The following is a 15,792-nucleotide window of genomic DNA, read 5'->3' as shown; positions in this document are numbered from 1 at the left end:
GTGAGCGTGACGGGGCCTGATACCCTCGGGTTGTGACCCTGACGTGTCGTTGTTGTGAGTGAGCGCCCCTCGGCGCGCCTTCGACGACCACTCATCTCCGGCTGCCACGAGCGGCCCTTACTCAGGAACACACCGTGCGCTACGCCTCCCACGTCGCCGACCTCGTCGGCCACACCCCCCTCGTCCGCCTGAACCACGTCGTCAGTGACGTGAAGCCCACCCTGCTGGCGAAGGTCGAGTACTTCAACCCCGGCGGCTCGGTCAAGGACCGCATCGCGCGCCGCATGATCGACGCCGCCGAAGAGAGCGGTCAGCTCCAGCCCGGCGGCACCATCGTCGAGGCCACGAGCGGCAACACCGGCGTCGGCCTCGCCCTCGTCGCCCTCCAGCGCGGATACCGCATGATCTTCGTGGTGCCCGAGAAGTTCGCCGGCGAGAAGACGGCGGTGCTCCGCGCCTACGGCGCCGAGATCGTCACCGTTCCGACGAACGTGCCGCCGGATCATCCGGACTCCTACTACTCGGTCAGCGACCGCCTCGCCGCTGAGATCCCCGGGGCGTTCAAGCCCAACCAGTTCGCCAACATCAACGGGCCGCTCTCGCACTACGAGACGACCGGTCCTGAGATCTGGGACGACACCGAGGGCCGGGTCACCCACCTCGTCGCCGGCATCGGCACCGGGGGCACGATCACCGGCACAGGCAAGTATCTGAAGGATGTCTCCGACGGCCGCGTCACGGTCATCGGCGCCGACCCCGAGGGGTCGATCTACTCCGGAGGTCCCGTGCACGGCTACCTCGTCGAGGGGGTCGGCGAGGACTTCTGGCCGACGACCTTCGACCCGAACGTGGTCGACCGCTACGAACGCGTGGATGACCGCGAGTCGTTCGAGATGACCCGGCGCCTGGCGCGGGAAGAGGGCCTCCTCGTCGGAGGGTCGTGCGGGATGGCGGTCGTCGCCGCCCTCCGCACGGCACGCGAGCTCGGCGAGGACGACGTCGTCGTCGTGATCCTCCCCGACTCCGGCCGCGGCTACATCAGCAAGATCTTCGACGACGAGTGGATGACGAGGAACCTGGCATGACCGTCGATCAGAACACCCACCGCTTCGACAGCCTCGCCGTCCACGCCGGCCAGGAGTTCGACCCCACCACGGGTGCGGTCATCCCCCCGGTGCACTTCTCCACGACCTTCGCGCAGGACGGCATCGGCGGGCTCCGCCAGGGGTACGAGTACGGCCGGAGCGGCAATCCGACGCGCACGGCGCTGCAGCGTCAGCTCGCCGCGCTCGAGGGCGGCGCCCACGCGTTCTCGTTCTCGTCGGGCCTGGCCGCCGAAGACGCGCTCCTGCGCGCGACGCTGAAGCCCGGCGACAGCGTGCTGCTCGGCAACGACGTCTACGGCGGCACCCACCGGCTGCTCGCTCGCGTGCTCGCACCGTGGGGTGTCCAGATGCGCACGGTCGAGATGGCTGACCCCGCGGCGGTCCGCGCCGCCCTCGCCGAGCGCCCCGCGCAGCTGGTGTGGGTCGAGACGCCGTCGAACCCCCTGCTGAAGATCACCGACATCGCCGAGCTGGCCGCGCTCGGGCACGACGCCGGAGCGCTCGTCGTCGTCGACAACACCTTCGCCACCCCGGCTCTGCAGCGCCCCCTCACCCTCGGCGCCGACGTGGTCGTCCACTCGGTGACGAAGTACCTCGGCGGGCACTCGGATGTCGTCGGCGGAGCGCTCGTGCTCGATGATGACGCGCTCGCCGAGAAGATCGGGTTCCTCCAGTTCGCCGTCGGGGCGGTCTCGGGTCCGATGGACGCGTGGCTGGCCTCACGGGGCATCAAGACCCTCGGAATCCGGATGGCACGCCACAGCGCCAACGCGGCCGCGATCGCCGCGTTCCTCCAGGGCCACTCCCACGTCGCGCACGTGTACTACCCGGGGCTGGAAGACCACCCCGGTCACGCGATCGCGGCACGCCAGATGTCGGACTTCGGCGGGATCGTCTCCGTCGCCTTCGACTCGGGCGAGCTCGCTCGCCGCTTCGCGGAGTCGACGACGCTCTTCCAGCTCGCCGAGTCGCTCGGCGGCGTGGAGTCGCTCGTGAACTACCCCGACGCGATGACCCACGCCTCGGTGCGCGGCACCGACGCGGCCGTCCCGGTCGAGGTCGTGCGCCTGTCCGTGGGAATCGAAGACCCCGCCGATCTGATCGCCGACATCGAGCAGGCGCTGCGCGCCGCGACCCGCTGACCCGCTGAGTCAGACCATCGCCCCGCGGGCGAGACGGATCTCGCGCCTCCCGGCGGTGCTCGCCGCCCATCCCGAGCGGATGACGCGCAGGGCGTCGCGCATGAGCTCGACCCCGTCGTCGTACGGCGCCCGCCAGATCGCCAGCATGTCGGCGACCGGTTCGGCGAGCACCGTGCGCGAGAACGCCTCCACCCCGAACCTGCCGCGATACCCGTCGTCGAGCGCCTGACGCACGATCTGCGGGATGTCGACGGCTCCGCCCGAGAGGGCGCCGCGCCCCGACTGCCCGAGCTCGAGGTAGGACAGGCGCGGCAGAGCGAGACGGATCGCCCCTTCGAGGTCTGACTCCTCGACCGCCATATGGAAGGTGTCGAGGTGGATGCGGAGGTTCTCCGACCCGCTCGCCTCGGCGAACCGCATCGCCTGCGCGGCGGTGTTCACCACCGAGGTCTCGTAGCGGTTGAGCACCTCGAAGGTCATGGCGATCCCGAGATCGGCCGCCTCGTCGGCGACCTGTCCGACCAGGCGCGCGGCCTCCTCGACGCGCTGCCGGGGTACGGGAGCACCCGGCGAGCCGAAGAGGCCGTACGGCACGCCGTTCATCTGGTCGCCGCCGAGCTCGGCGGTCAGCCGCAGCGCCCGGCGGAGCGCGTCGACGCCCGCGGCACGTTCGTCCGCGTCATCCGAAGAGACATCGGCACCGGGAGCCTGCCCGGCGATGGTGATCGGCGAGACCTCCCAGTGCGCGAAGGCATCGCTCATGCCGCGGACGTCGGTCGCGGCGGGGTCGAGCGGCGGAAGCACGACCCGATGGATGCCGAGGCCGATCAGCGCAGGCAGCGCGCGCTCCAGGCTCGCGGGCGAGGCGTCGGCGACCACGACGTTCAGGTGGCATGCCACATCGAGGGTCATCGGGATGTCGGCGGCGTGGGCGGTCATCAGAACACCGGGAGATCCAGTCGCTGCTTGAACACCGAGTAGCCGTCGTCGACGTGCACCACCGTGCCGTTGATGACGTTCGCCTCGTCCGAGGCGAGGAAGGCCACGACGTCGGCGATCTCCGACGGCTGGGTCATGGTGTTGCGCAGCTGCTCCGAGGCGAACACCGTCTTCAGTTCGTCGCTGAACTGATTGATGATCGCCGTTCCCACCCTGCCGGGCGTGATCGCCACGACCCGGATGCCGTGCTCGGCCAGTTCGTACGCGGCTGAGCGGGTGAAGGAGATCACCGCGGCCTTGGCTGCGCTGTAGCTGAAGGCGAGTTCGGCCGCCTGCTCGCCGTAGATCGAGGAGGTGTTGATGATCACACCGGGTGTCCCCTGATCGCGGAACTGGCGGGCCGCGGCGAGGATGCCGTAGTAGACGCCGTCCTGATCGACGCGGATCATCGGCACGTAGTCCTTCGCCGGGTCGTGGTCCAGGAGCGGTGTGCCCCCGGCGATGCCGGCGTTGTTGAAGATGACGTCGAGCTTGCCGAAGGTCGACACGGCGGTGGCGACCATCTGCTCGACTTCGGCGAAGTCCGAGACGTCGACGCGGCACGCGGCGGTCATGCCGGCGTGGCCGGCGGCCTCGACCTCGGCGACGGCGCGCTCGGCCGCCTCGAGGGAGATGTCGGCGATGAGCACCTTCGCTCCCTCGCGGACGAATTTGTCGACGGTGGCGCGGCCGATGCCGCTCGCGCCGCCGGTGATGATGGCGACCTTGCCTTCCAGGCGCATGGGGGTTCCTTTCACTGGTGACCTCTCGCTGGTGCCGCTCGGGGGCGGGCCCGAGAGAAGAGCCCGCCCCCGAGGGGTTCTGTCAGCCGAGCTGGTCGGAGGGGGTGATGTCGTCGGCGTTCTCGGTGGTGACCAGCGTCGTGGCCTCCTCCTCGAAGTTGTTCGACGGCGCCGAACCCGACGAGCGCCACTGGGCGATCGCCTCCAGGACGGCCTCGTTGATCAACGGCCAGGGCTGCTCCACCGTGGCGGTCATCGTGCCGGCCTTCACCGCCGCGATCGCCTCGCTCGTGGCATCCACGCCTGTGACGGCGACGTCGGCACCGGCCTCGGTCACCGCCTGCACGGCGCCCAGGGCTGCGTCGTCCCAGCCGACCCAGACGGCGTCGAGGCCGTCGGGGTTCGCCGACAGGTAGTCGGCGACCAGCGCCAGGGCTTCGGTGCGGCCCGTGGCCGGCGAGACGACCTGCTGGATCTCGCCGCCGGCGAGCGTGGCGCCGGCGGCCTCGACCGCTTCGGCGGCGAGCGCGGCGCGGGTGCGGATCCCGGCGTGCGGGTCGTGACCGATCACCATGATGTTCTTGCCTTCGAGACCGCCGATGGCGTCGGAGATCGCGCCCATGGTCTGGTCGACGATGCCCTGCTGGTCGGTGGTGATGTTCAGCGCGTAGGCGTCGGTGGGCTCGACGCCGGCGTCGATGGCGAACATCGGGATGCCGGCATCCTTCACCGCAGTCACGATCGAGCCGATCGAGGCGACATCGGTGTAGCCGTTGTAGACGAGGTCGGCGCCCTGTCCGATGGCGCTCTCCACGGCGGGGTTCATCTTCTGGAAGTCGAAGTCGCCCTGCACCATCGTGAGCTCCCAACCGAGCTCGTCGGCCTGCTCCTCGACGGCCTTGACCCACCAGGCGCCGATGGGCGTCTGGTTGCCGGAGGTGAAGGCGACGACGCGCAGCGGCTCGTCGCCACCACCGCCGCCGCCGGCGTCGCCTCCGCCTCCGTCCGAGCCACCGGCGCATCCGGCGAGCGCGAGGGCGCTGGCCACGGCGAGGACTGCGAATGCCCTGATTCTGTTACGCACTTCTCTACTCCTTTGTGATGGTTGCGTTTTTTCTTGGTGCCCCGGCGCGGGTGTCGCCGGGATGGTGAGAACGCCTAGCGTTCTCGGTTCTTGAACGAGCTGAGGGTGACCGCGGCGATGATGATGATGCCGGTGACGACCTGCTGCACGTAGGCGTTCACACCGAGGATGTTCAGTCCGTTGCTCATGACGCCGATGATGGCGACGCCGACCATGGTGCCGACGATGTTGGCGGCACCCGAGCGGACGATGGTCATGCCGAGGAAGACCGCGGCGACGGAGAACATGAGGTTGTCCTCGCCCTGGATGGCGCTGGCGCTTCCCAGCCGCGCAGCCAGGAGCACTCCGCCGACGGCGGCGACGAGGCCGGCCGCCGAGAAGGCGAGGAATCGTGCGCGTTTGACGTTCACGCCCGAGAGGCGCGAGACCTCGGCGTTGCCGCCGATCGCATACCAGCGACGACCGAGCGTGGTGTAGCGGAGGATGAACCACAGCACCGCCGAGATGGCGATGGCGATGAAGACCGGGAGCGGGATCTCCAGGAACCGTCCCTGGCCGAGGGCGTTGAACTCGGGGGGCAGGTTGAACAGCGTCGTCCCCTGCGTCACGAGGAAGGCGAGGCCGATGACGGAGGTCATCGTCGCCAGTGTCGCCACGAACGCCGAGAGGTTGAGGAACGCCACGAGCGCCCCATTGACCATGCCGATGAGAAGTCCGACGAAGAGCGCGATCGCGATCGCCGGCATCACCGGAACACCCTGGAGCATGAGGGATGCCGCCACGGCGCCCGCCAGCGCCGAGGTCGCCGCGACCGACAGGTCGAAGTCGCCGACGACCATGACGAGCGTCTGCGCGCCGGCGATGATCGCCAGGATCGACACCTGATAGAGGATGTTGCGGACGTTGGTGAAGGTCAGGAAGACGTCGGGCCGCATGGCGAAGAAGAAGACGACCAGGAGCACGAGGGCGACGACGGTGCCGCCCTGCATGAGCCGGGTGCCGACGTTGCGGGCGTGACCGGCGACCATGACGGCGCCGGTGCGCTCTTTTTCCGTGGTGGTCATGTCAGACCGCCTTTCCGTAGCAGTAGGACAGGAGGATCTCGTCATCGGCGCCCTCGGCCGGGACCTCTCCCGAGACGCGACCCTCGTGGAGGATGATGATGCGGTCGCTCATCCCGATGAGTTCGGGGAGTTCGGAGCTCACCGCGATGACGGCGGTGCCCTGGGCGGCGAGCTGACGGATGAGGCGGTAGATCTCCGCCTTCGTCCCGACGTCGATTCCGCGGGTGGGCTCGTCCATCAGCAGCACCCGCGGGTTGCGGGCGAGCATCTTGGCGAGCACCACCTTCTGCTGGTTGCCGCCGGAGAGCTCGCTGACGTGCTGGCGGGGGCTGCGGGCCTTGATGCGGAGGTCGGCGATACCGCGTTTGGCGATGTCGGCGACGCGGGCCCCGGCGACGTAGCCGGCGGAGCTGACTGTGCCGAGGTTCGCCAGGGTGATGTTGTCCTGGATGGAAGCCCCGAGGATCACTCCCTGGCTGCGGCGCTCCTCGGGGACGAGGGCGATCCCCGCCTCGAGGGCACGACCGACACCGCCGCGGCGCGGGAGGACCGCGTCGCCGACGGCGATCTCGCCGGCGGTGTGGCGCTGCGCCCCGGCGATGAGACGCAGCAGGCTCGCTGCGTCCCGAGCCCGCGAGTCCGCCGATTCCCAGCACCTCGCCGGCGTGCACGGTGAACGACACATCCGACACACGGCGGCCGCTGAGCCCTCTCACCGTCATCGCCGGCGTGGCGGTCGCCGTGCCCCGATCGGGATAGAGGGCATCAGGGGAACGGCCCACCATGAGGGAGATGACCTCGTCGATGTGCGACTCGGCGACGGGCTTGGTGATGATGGTCTCGCCGTTGCGCATGATCGTCAGCCGATCGCAGAGCTCGAAGACCTCCTCGAGGCGGTGGGAGACGTAGACGATCGACACGCCTTCGTCGCGCAGCGACCGCAGCACCGCGAAGAGGTCGCGGATCTCGGTGTCGGTGAGCGACGCGGTCGGCTCGTCGAGGATCAGCACCCGGGCATCGGTGGCGAGTGCGCGGGCGAAGGCGACCATGGTCTGCTGCACGGGCGAGAGTTCCCCTGCGAGCTTGCCGAGCGGGATCTTCTGGTTGATGCGCTGGAGCTGCTCCTTCGCACGCCGGCGCAGGTGCGCCCACCGCACCACACCCGCCATGCTCGGGGTCTCCTCACCCAGCATGATGTTCTCGGCGACGCTGATCGAGGGGACGATCGAGAGCTCCTGGTAGAGGGCCACGATCCCCGCGCGGTTGGCCGCGCGGACACTGGCGAAGTGAACCTCCTCGCCGTTCAGCCGGATCGACCCCGCGTCGGGCTCGTGGATGCCGGTGATGATCTTGATGAGGGTCGACTTGCCGGCGCCGTTCTCGCCCAGCAGGGCGTGGATCTCGCCGGGGCGCACGTCGAGCCGAGCGCCGTTGAGTGCGTGCACGCCTTCGAAGCGCTTGACGATGTTCTCCACCTGGATGGTCGGTGCCGGGGTCCCCACCGTCTGCGGACGTTCTTCCACGGTCGTCATGCTCCTCAGCTCCCGTCGGGGATGTCGTTGCACCGGATGAGGACCTTCGGGTGACGTCCACTCAGGTGTTCTGCGAAGGCGGCGACGGCGTCGTCGAGGTCGTAGACCGCCCGAGTGAAATCGTCGAGCCGCAGGTGCGGAAGCAGCTGCACGGCGCGCGGAAAGGCGTAGGGCGAGACGAATACGCCGGTGAGGGTGAGTTCCTTGAGGTAGAGGTACGACGAGAGGTTCAGCGGCAGCTCGTAGTCAGCCGGATACATCGCGCCGTAGACCACCGTCGCGCCGTGCGCGGCGAGGTCGAGCAGCCCCGGAACGGCGCGCGTGGATCCCGACGCGTCGACGACGACGTCGAAGCCCCTGCCGCCGGTGATCTCATCCGCGCGGGCGGCCTGGTCCTCGGCGATCGGCTCGATCACGTGTTCGGCGCCGCCGCGAAGGGCCATCTCGCGCCGCTCGGCGATCGGCTCGATCAGCGTCAGCGATGTCGCGCCGTGCAGCTTCAGCACCTGCAGCGCCAGCTGGCCGATGGGACCGCCACCGCAGACCACCACCCGGTCGCCGACCCGCAGGCGGGTCTTGTCGGCGATGCGCACGGCCACCGATACCGGCTCGAGCAAGGCGCCCTGGCGAAGGCTGACCTCGCGCGGCAGCCGGTAGACCTGCGATTCGTGCCACGTGACGGTCTCGGCCATCCCGGGACGGTTGTACTCCTGGATGAACTCGCAGAACTGCTGACGACCGTCGCGGCACGGCAGGCAGGTGCCGCAGAACCGGAGGAAGTTGCCCGCGACGCGGTCGCCGACCTGAAGGCCCGTGCGATGCGCCTGGTCACCGAGCGCCTCGACGACACCGGAGATCTCGTGGCCGAGCCCGATCGGCACCTCGGTTCCGAAGTAGCCCTCCGCCACATGGGGATCCGACCCGCAGATGCCGGCGTACGCGACGCGGATGCGGACGTCCTCCGGCCCGAGCGGCTGCGCGGGGAAGTCGGCGAGACCGATGACCCCGCGCTCGTCGGCGTGCTCGGCGCGCAGGTTCCCCACCCGGGTGACGGCGACCGTCTTCATGGTGACCCCTCTCCCGTTCTCAGGCCGCGTGAGCCCGGCGGATGGCGGCGACCGTGGCCGAGAGGCCGTAGCCGTGCTTGTCGCGCAGTTGCTCGTCTTCGCCGAACCCGGCGTAGACCTGCGGGATGCCGAGCCGCTCGAAGGCGGACAGGTGCAGGCGGCGGTCGGCGATGACGTCGGAGATGCGGCTGGCAAGCCCGCCGTAGGCGAGGTGGTCCTCGAGCACGACGAACCGGCCTCCCGTCCGTTCGGCGGAGTCGAGGATCAGCTCTTCGTCGATCGGCTTCAGCGTGAACATGTCCACCACCCGCACCGAGATCCCCGCCTCGGCGACCTGCTCGGCGGCGGTGAGGGCCTGCGCGACGGTGGTGCCGTGGGTGAACAGAGTGAGGTCGGTGCCCTCGCGGGCGATGATGCCCTTGCCGATGCGGATGTCGTGCTGGCCGGGTTCGTAGAGGACCATGTCCTTCTTGCCGACTGCGAGGCGGATGTAGAGCGGACCGGGCATGCTCATCGACTGCCGGATGATCTCGCCGACCATCAGTGGGTCGCCGATCGAGGTGACCGTCATATTGGTCAGCGCCGACATCAGGGCAAGGTCTTCGACGGCGTAGTGGGTCGACCCGCCGTTGCCGACGAGACCGCCGTGGGTGCCGATGATCTTCACCGGCAGGTTCGGATAGCAGATGTCGGTGCGGATCTGCTCCAGCGCCCGCATGCTGAGGAAGGGCAGCATGCCCGAGACCACGGGGATGTTGCCGTCGTAGGCCAACCCCGCCGCGATCCCCACGCACGCCTGCTCGGCCAACCCCACGTCGATGAAGCGGTCGGGGAAGCGGTCGCGGAACTCCACAAGGGTCGCCCCGATGTCGGGGGTGAGCACGAAGAGGTTCTCGCGCTCCTCCCCCAGCTCCGCCAGGGTCGAGCCGATGACCGATCGGGCTCCGAGGAATTCACCGAAGGTGAAGGTGACGGGCATCAGACACTCTCCTTCGCGCGGGATGCCTCGAGCGCGGCGAGCGCGCGCTCCAGATCGGCGGCGCCGAGCGAGCCGGCGTGCCAGGCGAGGTTGTGCTCCATGAAGTCCACGCCCTTGCCCTTGACGGTGTTGCAGATGACCACGGTCGGCACCTCGCTGGCGGGATCGGGGAGTGCATCGACCGCCGCGACGAGCTCGGCCATGTCGTGGCCGTCGACCTCGACGACGTTCCAGCCGAACGCGCGCCACTTGTCGGGGTAGGGCTCGAACATCACCCGCTCCTCGGCGAAGCTCGTCATGAGCTGCTTGTTGCGGTCGATGAAGACCACGAGGTTCCCCAGGCGATTGCTGCGCGCGGCCATCACCGCCTCCCACACCGATCCCTCGCCGGTCTCGCCGTCACCCAGCAGGGTCACCACGCGGTGCGTCTCTCCCCGATGACGGGCGCCCAGCGCCATCCCGACCGCCAGCGGCAGACCGTGACCCAGCGACCCGGTGGAGCACTCCACGCCCGGCAGCTGCACCTTGCACGGGTGCATGCCGTAGGCGCTGTCGAGCTGACCGTACGTGGCGACGATGTCGTCGTACTCGAAGAAGCCGCGGATCGCCATGGCGATGTACATGCAGACCGCGGCGTGGCCCTTGCTGAGCACGAACCGGTCGCGCTCGGGAGCGGCGATGTCGGACGGGTCCACACGCAGTCCGTAGCTGAAGAGCACGGTCAGGATGTCGGCGGCGGAGAGGTCTCCACCGATGTGGACGGCGCCCTCGTAGGTGCCGCACAGCTGCAGGAGCTTCGATCGCAGCTCGAACGCGAGGTCTTCCAGCTCAGCCACGCTGTGCTCTCGACCGGCTGTCAGGGTCGGCGAACTCACCACATGCCTCCTCTTTGAATGACACGTTGTCGATCAGTCGGCCTTCATCGGCCGTCTGCGATCCCTCGACGGGGAGGGATGTCGGTGAAGCTACCACCGACTCATTTACAAGTAAAGAGGGATGCACGTAAACTCGCTGCACGGGCTCTCACTCCGGCGACGGCCCGCACGTTCGCCGGGTGTTGGACAATGGCCCGGGAACCAGAACCCACAGAGAGGTGAGTTTCAGCCATGACAGATGTGATGACGTCGGCAGGAGTGTCGACGGGCTTGTTCATCGGCGGGGAGGAGCGGTTCACGGACGACGTGCTGACCGTTGCCGACCCGGCGAAGCCGGGAGCGACGGTCGGCACGGCCGCCGCTGCCTCGGTCCAGGATGTCGCCGACGCCGTCGCGGCGGCGAAGTCGGCGTTCCCCGCGTGGGCCGCGATGGGAGCCGAGGAGCGCGCGCGCCTCATGGCCGACGCGATCGCCGGCATCGCCGACGACCGGGACGCCGATGCGGCGATCCTCTCCCAGGAGAACGGGAAGATCCGCTTCGAGGCGTGGGTGGATGCCCTCGTGTTCGAGATCCGGTGGAACCTCGCGCTCATGCTGGCCGGCGAGGTCGACAAGGGCCATACGCTCCCGGTGGTGCCGGGCGCGATCCCGGTGAACACCGAGGTCGCCTACCAGCCCCTCGGGGTCGTGACCGTGATCGTGCCCTTCAACTGGCCGATCGCGATCCTGGGCGCCGCCCTGCCGCACGCGCTCCTCGCGGGCAACACCGCGATCGTGAAGCCGCCGCCCTCGGCGCCGCTGGCGACCACCCGTGTCGTCCAGCGCGTGGCCGAGAAGCTGCCGCCGGGTGTGCTGAACGTGGTCACCGGCAAGGACGAGAACATGGCGGGCCTCATCCAGAACCCCGACATCGCCAAGGTCTGCTTCACAGGAAGCGTCAACGGCGGCAAGCGGATCATGGAGATGGCGTCGAAGACCCTCACCCGCGTGACGCTCGAGCTCGGAGGCAACGACGCGGCGGTGTTCCTCGAGGACGCCATCCTCGACGACACCCACCTGGACCGCCTCTACGCGGCGATCTTCGACACCACCGGCCAGATCTGCATGAACGCCAAGCGCGTGTTCGTGCACCGCTCGCGGATGGACGAGCTCGTGGCGGGACTGTCGGCCCGTCTCGATAAGGCCGTCATCGGGTACGGCCTCGATGAGGGCACCACGATGGGGCCGCTGCACCAGTCGGCGCAGAAGGCATTCGTCGAGGAGATCATCCAGGAGGCCAAGGACGCGGGGGCGGACGTCCGCGAGTTCGGCGACCTGCCCGGCGGCGACCTCGCGGGCGGCAACTTCCTGCGCCCGGCGATCGTCGTCGACCCCGACCCGCAGCTGCGGGTGGTCACGCAGGAGCAGTTCGGTCCCGTCATCCCGATCCTCCCCTTCGACAGCGAGGAGGAGGCCGTGCGACTGGCCAACGACACCTGGGGCGGACTGTGCGGATCGGTCTGGACCGGCGACCCGGCTTCGGCCCAGCGCGTGGGCTCCCAGCTCGTCTGCGGTTACGTCTGGGTCAACGATCACGGCGCGACGCGGCTCGACCTGCGTGCTCCGTTCGGAGGCATGAAGCAGTCCGGCTTCGGCCGGGAGCAGGGGATCGAAGGGGTGCGGGCGTTCCAGGACACCCGCTCCATCGCTACCATCGACCCCGAGGCCCTCGCCGGAATGGCTCACTGATCGACACGCAGCGGGATCCGGTCCGCGAGGACCGGATCCCGTCGCGTACGACCCCCGCGCTCCGGCGCCGACGAAGGGACCCCCGATGACCTCCGCACCGACAACCGCCACCGACGCGGCGGTGACCGGCGACATCGTCGCCGATCCGCTCGAGACGGTCATCGACCCCGACGAGTTCACCCCGCGCCTGCTCGCCCTGCTCTCCAATGCGCTGGTCTACCGCGAGTCCCACGAGCTTCGGCGCCAGTTCAAGCTCGGCACGAACGAGTGGCGGGTCATCTCCGCACTCTCCATGCGGCCCGGCATGTCAGCGACGGAGGTGTGCGAGTTCCTGGGGATGAACAAGTCCGTCGTGTCGCGCTCGGTGACGAGGCTGCAGCTGCGCAAGCTCATCGTCCTCAGCGATGGGCCCCGCGGTTCCCGCCCTCTCTACCTCACCCGCGCCGGCGCGCAGATGCACGACAAGATGCTGCCCGTGTCGCTTCGGGGGCAGGAGATCATCACCGAGGGGCTCGGGGCGACCGAGGTCGCGGCCCTCAACGAGGTGCTGCGGGGCATGCTCCTGCGGATCCGCAGCGACGCCGCACTGCAGGGCGCCCCCGGGTCGCCGAGTCAGTACCCCATCGACTGACGGCAGACGAAACGGCCCCGGCATCCCTGAGGAACGCCGGGGCCGTTCGTGTGGAGAGAGGACGCCTTACTTGAAAGCGTCCTTGACGTTTTCGCCGGCCTGCTTGACGTTGGCCTTGGACTGGTCGCCCTTGCCCTCGGCTTCGAGACGCTCGTTGTCGGTCGTCTTGCCGAAGGCCTCCTTGGCCTTGCCCGTGGCTTCTTCGGCGGCATTCTTGATCTTGTCGTCGAGTCCCATGATGGTTCTCCTTTCGATCGGCTGCCTTCGACGCTACGCCGGGCGGCAGGGGCGGAAAGGGCCTTGCCAAGCCGCGGCGAGTGTTATACGCAGGGGCGGTCTTACTTCTTGAAGGCGTCCTTGACGTCCTCGCCGGCCTGTTTGAGGTTGGCCTTGGACTGGTCGGCCTGACCCTCGGCAGCGAGCTTGTCGTTGTCGGTCGCGTTGCCGATGACCTCCTTGGCCTTGCCGGCGATCTCCTGAGCGGCGTTCTTGATCTTGTCGTCGAGTCCCATGGGGGTCTCCTTTCTGTGTGTTTCTTCGGACGGATGGCGAGGTGTGATGAACCGGGTCAGGCCAGTCGGCGGTGGTCGGAGGCGAGCCTGGCCCGCAGGCCCGAATGCACCGAGATGTAGGTGGGGATCTGTCGGCCGGTCATGATGGCGAGATTCGCCACGAGCTGATCGACGTCTTCGGCCAGCGACCGCGGATCGGTGTTCTGACGCGGCGTGACCGCGACGTGCATGACCGGCTGTCGGCGGATATCGGACGCCGACACCGACACCGAGAGCACATCGGGCCGGGTGGAGAGGGCGTTCTTCAGGGCGTCGGAAGCGAAGCCCTCTCGGACCACGACGCGGCCCAAGGGCGTCTCGGAGGAATCCGAACGCATCACGACGCGAGAGCGTCCACCGCCCACCCGGGTCAGGAGGAAGATCAGCAGGGCGATGGCGAGGACGATCAGCACCACCGCGCCGACCGCGACCCATGAGGCGGTCGTGGCACCGATCGCGGTGGCCTCGGCGGCACCCGCGAGCCAGGAGTCGCCGGCTTGCGTCGCCGATGACCACGCATCCCGGGCGGGATTCCACGCTGTGGCCGCGATCGCAACCGCCCCGAGGGCGACGAGGACGAGACCCACCACGAACAGCACGATGCGGTTGAGCACACGGTTGGTGTTGTTCATCGGAAAACCTCCTCCTGCCTTGCCTGCTCGATACGCGCCCGCACCGTGACGCGGGGCACGAGGCGGTAGAGCGCGAGCGCCTCGGCGGCCGCCTGACGGACGCCCTCGCGCTCGAGTTCCACCCCTGGATCGGGGCGAACGGTCACATCGACGGTGCGGTGCGCGACCCCGACGGTCACGCGGTCGCGGGCGACGCCGGAATCGGCGCTGACCTTCTGGGCCACGGCGGAGGCGATCACGCCGTTGTCGACGACGACGGCACGCTCGGACCCGTCGAAGGTGAGCTCGTGCTTGGACAGCCGTCCCGGGGTGACGGCGAGGATGACGAACACCAGGCCCAGGAGGGCCACGACGGCGCCGCCGACGATCACCAGCGGGGTGGGCTGGTCACCCGGGAGGGCCAGCAGCCACTGCGCGATCGCACCCGGTGCGGCGACGAGCGCCGGCTGAGCGAGCAGTGACAGCACCAGTTCCACACCGACATAGATCAGCGCGAGGATCAGCAGGATGACCGCGACGAACATCGCCACGGTGCGCGGCGAGTGCGTCTCACGACGCACGACGCGCGACAGCGCCCGATCGGTCATCTCACTCTCCTTCGTTCAGGGGTCACCGCTCCGGTGACCGTGATGTCGATTCGTGTGATGTCCCGGCCGGTGAGGCGCGCCAGACGTTGCTGCAGGCTCTCCTGGAGAGCTCTGCTGCGCTCGATCACGCCGGGCATGGCCCGGATGGCGTCGGAATCATCGAGAGGGGGTACGGGGAGGGGTGTCGCCAGGCGAACGGCCAGACCGCCGCGGTATCCGGCGACCTCCGCCCTGAGGGCATCGCGTTCGATCCCGATCAGTTCGGCGGAGGCCGCCCGCACCACGTTGGTGTAGACGCGTTCCGTGACGTCGACCCGGCCGGCGAGGGCGGCCGCCTGAGGGCCGCCCACCGCCTGTCCCACCGAGCCGGCCAGGGTCATGACGTCCGCCTCCCGCTGAAGGCTCCGGCGACGGCGCGCAGGTCGAGCTGGCCCGACGCCACGCGCGCGACCCCTGCGCCGATCGCCATGAACAGGGCGACGAGGAGGAATCCCCAGAACCCGAACAGGAGCGCCGCGAAGGCGAGAACGGCGCCGACGAGGACTCCGGTCGTCGTGGCACTCATGCGACGCGCGACTCTTCGGCGCTGTCGTCGTCGTCACCGGGCAGGTGCACGTCGTTGACCTCGACGTTGACCTCGACGACCTCGAGCCCGACCAGGCGCGTGATGGCAGCAGCGACCGCGTTGCGGACGCTGGAGGCGACCTCCTGGATGGGAGCCGGGTACTCCACGACGATGGTGAGGTCGGCGGCCGCCTGGGTCTCGCCGACCTCGACCTTGACGCCCTGCGTGAGGTCGGTGGCGTTGATGGCGTCGCGGATCGCACCGAAGGCACGGGACGCGCCCCCGCCGAGGGCGTAGACACCTGACACCTCGCGAGCAGCGATGCCGGCCACCTTGGCGACCACGCCGTCCGCGATCACCGTGCGGCCGCCGGCGTTGCCGTCCGCGGCAGGGAGCGAGCTCGAGACCGAGCGGTCGACGCGCGACGCGACCTTGGGCGCGGCGGGAGCGGCGGGCGTGGTGGGGGTCTGGTCCGAAGTGGCCATGAAGATGTCCTTTCACTATCTGATCGTTCAGGGGTGCGCAAGA

The 15,792-nt window shown here is 69.1% G+C and carries 19 protein-coding genes and 1 pseudogene; 4 read left to right on the top strand and 16 right to left on the bottom strand.

Annotation, left to right across the window (positions count from 1 at the left end; all coding sequences use genetic code 11):
• Positions 1–134: 134 nt before the first annotated feature.
• The gene (locus tag QSU92_RS11780; protein ID WP_289262057.1) at positions 135–1,085 is read left to right on the top strand and encodes a cystathionine beta-synthase; all 951 of its coding nucleotides are present in this window, start codon (positions 135–137) and stop codon (positions 1,083–1,085) included.
• Complete coding sequence (locus QSU92_RS11775; RefSeq protein ID WP_289262055.1) at positions 1,082–2,248, top strand: cystathionine gamma-synthase; 1,167 nt, start codon at positions 1,082–1,084, stop codon at positions 2,246–2,248. Before QSU92_RS11780 ends, QSU92_RS11775 begins: the two co-directional genes overlap by 4 nt.
• 9 nt (positions 2,249–2,257) lie before the next feature.
• Here the strand turns inward: QSU92_RS11775 and QSU92_RS11770 are convergent, their stop codons facing one another.
• The 9 genes and pseudogenes from QSU92_RS11770 to QSU92_RS11730 form a co-directional block, all read right to left on the bottom strand.
• Entirely contained in the window at positions 2,258–3,187 is a 930-nt protein-coding gene (locus tag QSU92_RS11770; protein WP_289262053.1) for a sugar phosphate isomerase/epimerase family protein, read from the bottom strand.
• On the bottom strand, positions 3,187–3,969 hold the full coding sequence (locus QSU92_RS11765; RefSeq protein ID WP_289262050.1) for an SDR family NAD(P)-dependent oxidoreductase: 783 nt from the start codon (positions 3,967–3,969) through the stop codon (positions 3,187–3,189). The genes QSU92_RS11770 and QSU92_RS11765 overlap by 1 nt, the downstream gene beginning before the upstream one ends.
• Positions 3,970–4,051: 82 nt before the next feature.
• Complete coding sequence (locus QSU92_RS11760) at positions 4,052–5,053, bottom strand: sugar ABC transporter substrate-binding protein (RefSeq protein WP_289262048.1); 1,002 nt, start codon at positions 5,051–5,053, stop codon at positions 4,052–4,054.
• A 74-nt stretch (positions 5,054–5,127) separates the two neighbouring features.
• The gene (locus QSU92_RS11755; protein WP_289262046.1) at positions 5,128–6,117 is read right to left on the bottom strand and encodes an ABC transporter permease; all 990 of its coding nucleotides are present in this window, start codon (positions 6,115–6,117) and stop codon (positions 5,128–5,130) included.
• A gap of 1 nt (position 6,118) precedes the next feature.
• Positions 6,119–6,802 carry an ATP-binding cassette domain-containing protein gene (locus QSU92_RS11750; RefSeq protein WP_289262044.1) on the bottom strand — a complete coding sequence of 228 codons (684 nt, stop codon included), beginning with the start codon at positions 6,800–6,802 and terminating at the stop codon, positions 6,119–6,121.
• A 688-nt stretch (positions 6,803–7,490) separates the two neighbouring features.
• Positions 7,491–7,649 (bottom strand): annotated as a pseudogene (locus QSU92_RS11745) (hypothetical protein); the annotation flags it as partial.
• A gap of 5 nt (positions 7,650–7,654) precedes the next feature.
• Positions 7,655–8,716: a zinc-dependent alcohol dehydrogenase gene (locus tag QSU92_RS11740; protein WP_289262042.1), complete on the bottom strand. Its 1,062-nt coding sequence runs from the start codon at positions 8,714–8,716 to the stop codon at positions 7,655–7,657.
• Between the two features lie 19 nt (positions 8,717–8,735).
• The gene (locus tag QSU92_RS11735; RefSeq protein ID WP_289262040.1) at positions 8,736–9,695 is read right to left on the bottom strand and encodes a transketolase family protein; all 960 of its coding nucleotides are present in this window, start codon (positions 9,693–9,695) and stop codon (positions 8,736–8,738) included.
• Positions 9,695–10,570: a transketolase gene (locus QSU92_RS11730; protein ID WP_289262038.1), complete on the bottom strand. Its 876-nt coding sequence runs from the start codon at positions 10,568–10,570 to the stop codon at positions 9,695–9,697. Before QSU92_RS11730 ends, QSU92_RS11735 begins: the two co-directional genes overlap by 1 nt.
• Before the next feature lie 231 nt (positions 10,571–10,801).
• On the opposite strand from QSU92_RS11730, the gene QSU92_RS11725 reads away from it, so the two are divergent.
• Positions 10,802–12,298: an aldehyde dehydrogenase family protein gene (locus QSU92_RS11725; RefSeq protein WP_289262037.1), complete on the top strand. Its 1,497-nt coding sequence runs from the start codon at positions 10,802–10,804 to the stop codon at positions 12,296–12,298.
• 85 nt (positions 12,299–12,383) lie between these two features.
• Complete coding sequence (locus QSU92_RS11720) at positions 12,384–12,929, top strand: MarR family winged helix-turn-helix transcriptional regulator (RefSeq protein ID WP_289262035.1); 546 nt, start codon at positions 12,384–12,386, stop codon at positions 12,927–12,929.
• Positions 12,930–12,995: 66 nt separating this feature from the next.
• On the opposite strand, the gene QSU92_RS11715 is transcribed toward QSU92_RS11720, so the two are convergent.
• The 7 genes from QSU92_RS11715 to QSU92_RS11685 form a co-directional block, all read right to left on the bottom strand.
• Positions 12,996–13,166, bottom strand: coding sequence for a CsbD family protein (locus QSU92_RS11715; RefSeq protein ID WP_289262033.1), 171 nt, complete (start codon positions 13,164–13,166; stop codon positions 12,996–12,998).
• A 101-nt stretch (positions 13,167–13,267) separates the two neighbouring features.
• A complete protein-coding gene (locus tag QSU92_RS11710) occupies positions 13,268–13,441 on the bottom strand; it encodes a CsbD family protein (protein ID WP_289262031.1) in 174 nt (57 codons plus the stop codon).
• A gap of 56 nt (positions 13,442–13,497) precedes the next feature.
• The gene (locus tag QSU92_RS11705; RefSeq protein WP_289262029.1) at positions 13,498–14,112 is read right to left on the bottom strand and encodes a hypothetical protein; all 615 of its coding nucleotides are present in this window, start codon (positions 14,110–14,112) and stop codon (positions 13,498–13,500) included.
• On the bottom strand, positions 14,109–14,699 hold the full coding sequence (locus tag QSU92_RS11700; protein WP_289262027.1) for a DUF6286 domain-containing protein: 591 nt from the start codon (positions 14,697–14,699) through the stop codon (positions 14,109–14,111). Before QSU92_RS11700 ends, QSU92_RS11705 begins: the two co-directional genes overlap by 4 nt.
• Positions 14,696–15,079 carry a hypothetical protein gene (locus QSU92_RS11695; protein WP_289262025.1) on the bottom strand — a complete coding sequence of 128 codons (384 nt, stop codon included), beginning with the start codon at positions 15,077–15,079 and terminating at the stop codon, positions 14,696–14,698. The genes QSU92_RS11700 and QSU92_RS11695 overlap by 4 nt, the downstream gene beginning before the upstream one ends.
• Positions 15,076–15,264: a DUF2273 domain-containing protein gene (locus tag QSU92_RS11690; RefSeq protein ID WP_289262024.1), complete on the bottom strand. Its 189-nt coding sequence runs from the start codon at positions 15,262–15,264 to the stop codon at positions 15,076–15,078. Before QSU92_RS11690 ends, QSU92_RS11695 begins: the two co-directional genes overlap by 4 nt.
• Positions 15,261–15,749: an Asp23/Gls24 family envelope stress response protein gene (locus QSU92_RS11685; protein ID WP_289262020.1), complete on the bottom strand. Its 489-nt coding sequence runs from the start codon at positions 15,747–15,749 to the stop codon at positions 15,261–15,263. The genes QSU92_RS11690 and QSU92_RS11685 overlap by 4 nt, the downstream gene beginning before the upstream one ends.
• Between the last annotated feature and the right edge of the window lie 43 nt (positions 15,750–15,792).

Origin of the sequence: Microbacterium sp. ET2 (assembly GCF_030347395.1) — a bacterium.
Classification (GTDB): domain Bacteria; phylum Actinomycetota; class Actinomycetes; order Actinomycetales; family Microbacteriaceae; genus Microbacterium; species Microbacterium albipurpureum.
This window is presented reverse-complemented; position numbering and strand designations above follow the sequence as displayed.

Coding starts and splice junctions, on each gene's coding strand:
- QSU92_RS11735 (WP_289262040.1), bottom strand. CDS start 9,695: ATGCCCGTCACCTTCACCTTCGGTGAATTCCTCGGAGCCCGATCGGTC.
- QSU92_RS11755 (WP_289262046.1), bottom strand. CDS start 6,117: ATGACCACCACGGAAAAAGAGCGCACCGGCGCCGTCATGGTCGCCGGT.
- QSU92_RS11715 (WP_289262033.1), bottom strand. CDS start 13,166: ATGGGACTCGACGACAAGATCAAGAATGCCGCCGAAGAAGCCACGGGC.
- QSU92_RS11765 (WP_289262050.1), bottom strand. CDS start 3,969: ATGCGCCTGGAAGGCAAGGTCGCCATCATCACCGGCGGCGCGAGCGGC.
- QSU92_RS11700 (WP_289262027.1), bottom strand. CDS start 14,699: ATGACCGATCGGGCGCTGTCGCGCGTCGTGCGTCGTGAGACGCACTCG.
- QSU92_RS11770 (WP_289262053.1), bottom strand. CDS start 3,187: ATGACCGCCCACGCCGCCGACATCCCGATGACCCTCGATGTGGCATGC.
- QSU92_RS11725 (WP_289262037.1), top strand. CDS start 10,802: ATGACAGATGTGATGACGTCGGCAGGAGTGTCGACGGGCTTGTTCATC.
- QSU92_RS11740 (WP_289262042.1), bottom strand. CDS start 8,716: ATGAAGACGGTCGCCGTCACCCGGGTGGGGAACCTGCGCGCCGAGCAC.
- QSU92_RS11705 (WP_289262029.1), bottom strand. CDS start 14,112: ATGAACAACACCAACCGTGTGCTCAACCGCATCGTGCTGTTCGTGGTG.
- QSU92_RS11685 (WP_289262020.1), bottom strand. CDS start 15,749: ATGGCCACTTCGGACCAGACCCCCACCACGCCCGCCGCTCCCGCCGCG.
- QSU92_RS11750 (WP_289262044.1), bottom strand. CDS start 6,802: ATGTGTCGTTCACCGTGCACGCCGGCGAGGTGCTGGGAATCGGCGGAC.
- QSU92_RS11775 (WP_289262055.1), top strand. CDS start 1,082: ATGACCGTCGATCAGAACACCCACCGCTTCGACAGCCTCGCCGTCCAC.
- QSU92_RS11720 (WP_289262035.1), top strand. CDS start 12,384: ATGACCTCCGCACCGACAACCGCCACCGACGCGGCGGTGACCGGCGAC.
- QSU92_RS11695 (WP_289262025.1), bottom strand. CDS start 15,079: ATGACCCTGGCCGGCTCGGTGGGACAGGCGGTGGGCGGCCCTCAGGCG.
- QSU92_RS11710 (WP_289262031.1), bottom strand. CDS start 13,441: ATGGGACTCGACGACAAGATCAAGAACGCCGCTCAGGAGATCGCCGGC.
- QSU92_RS11690 (WP_289262024.1), bottom strand. CDS start 15,264: ATGAGTGCCACGACGACCGGAGTCCTCGTCGGCGCCGTTCTCGCCTTC.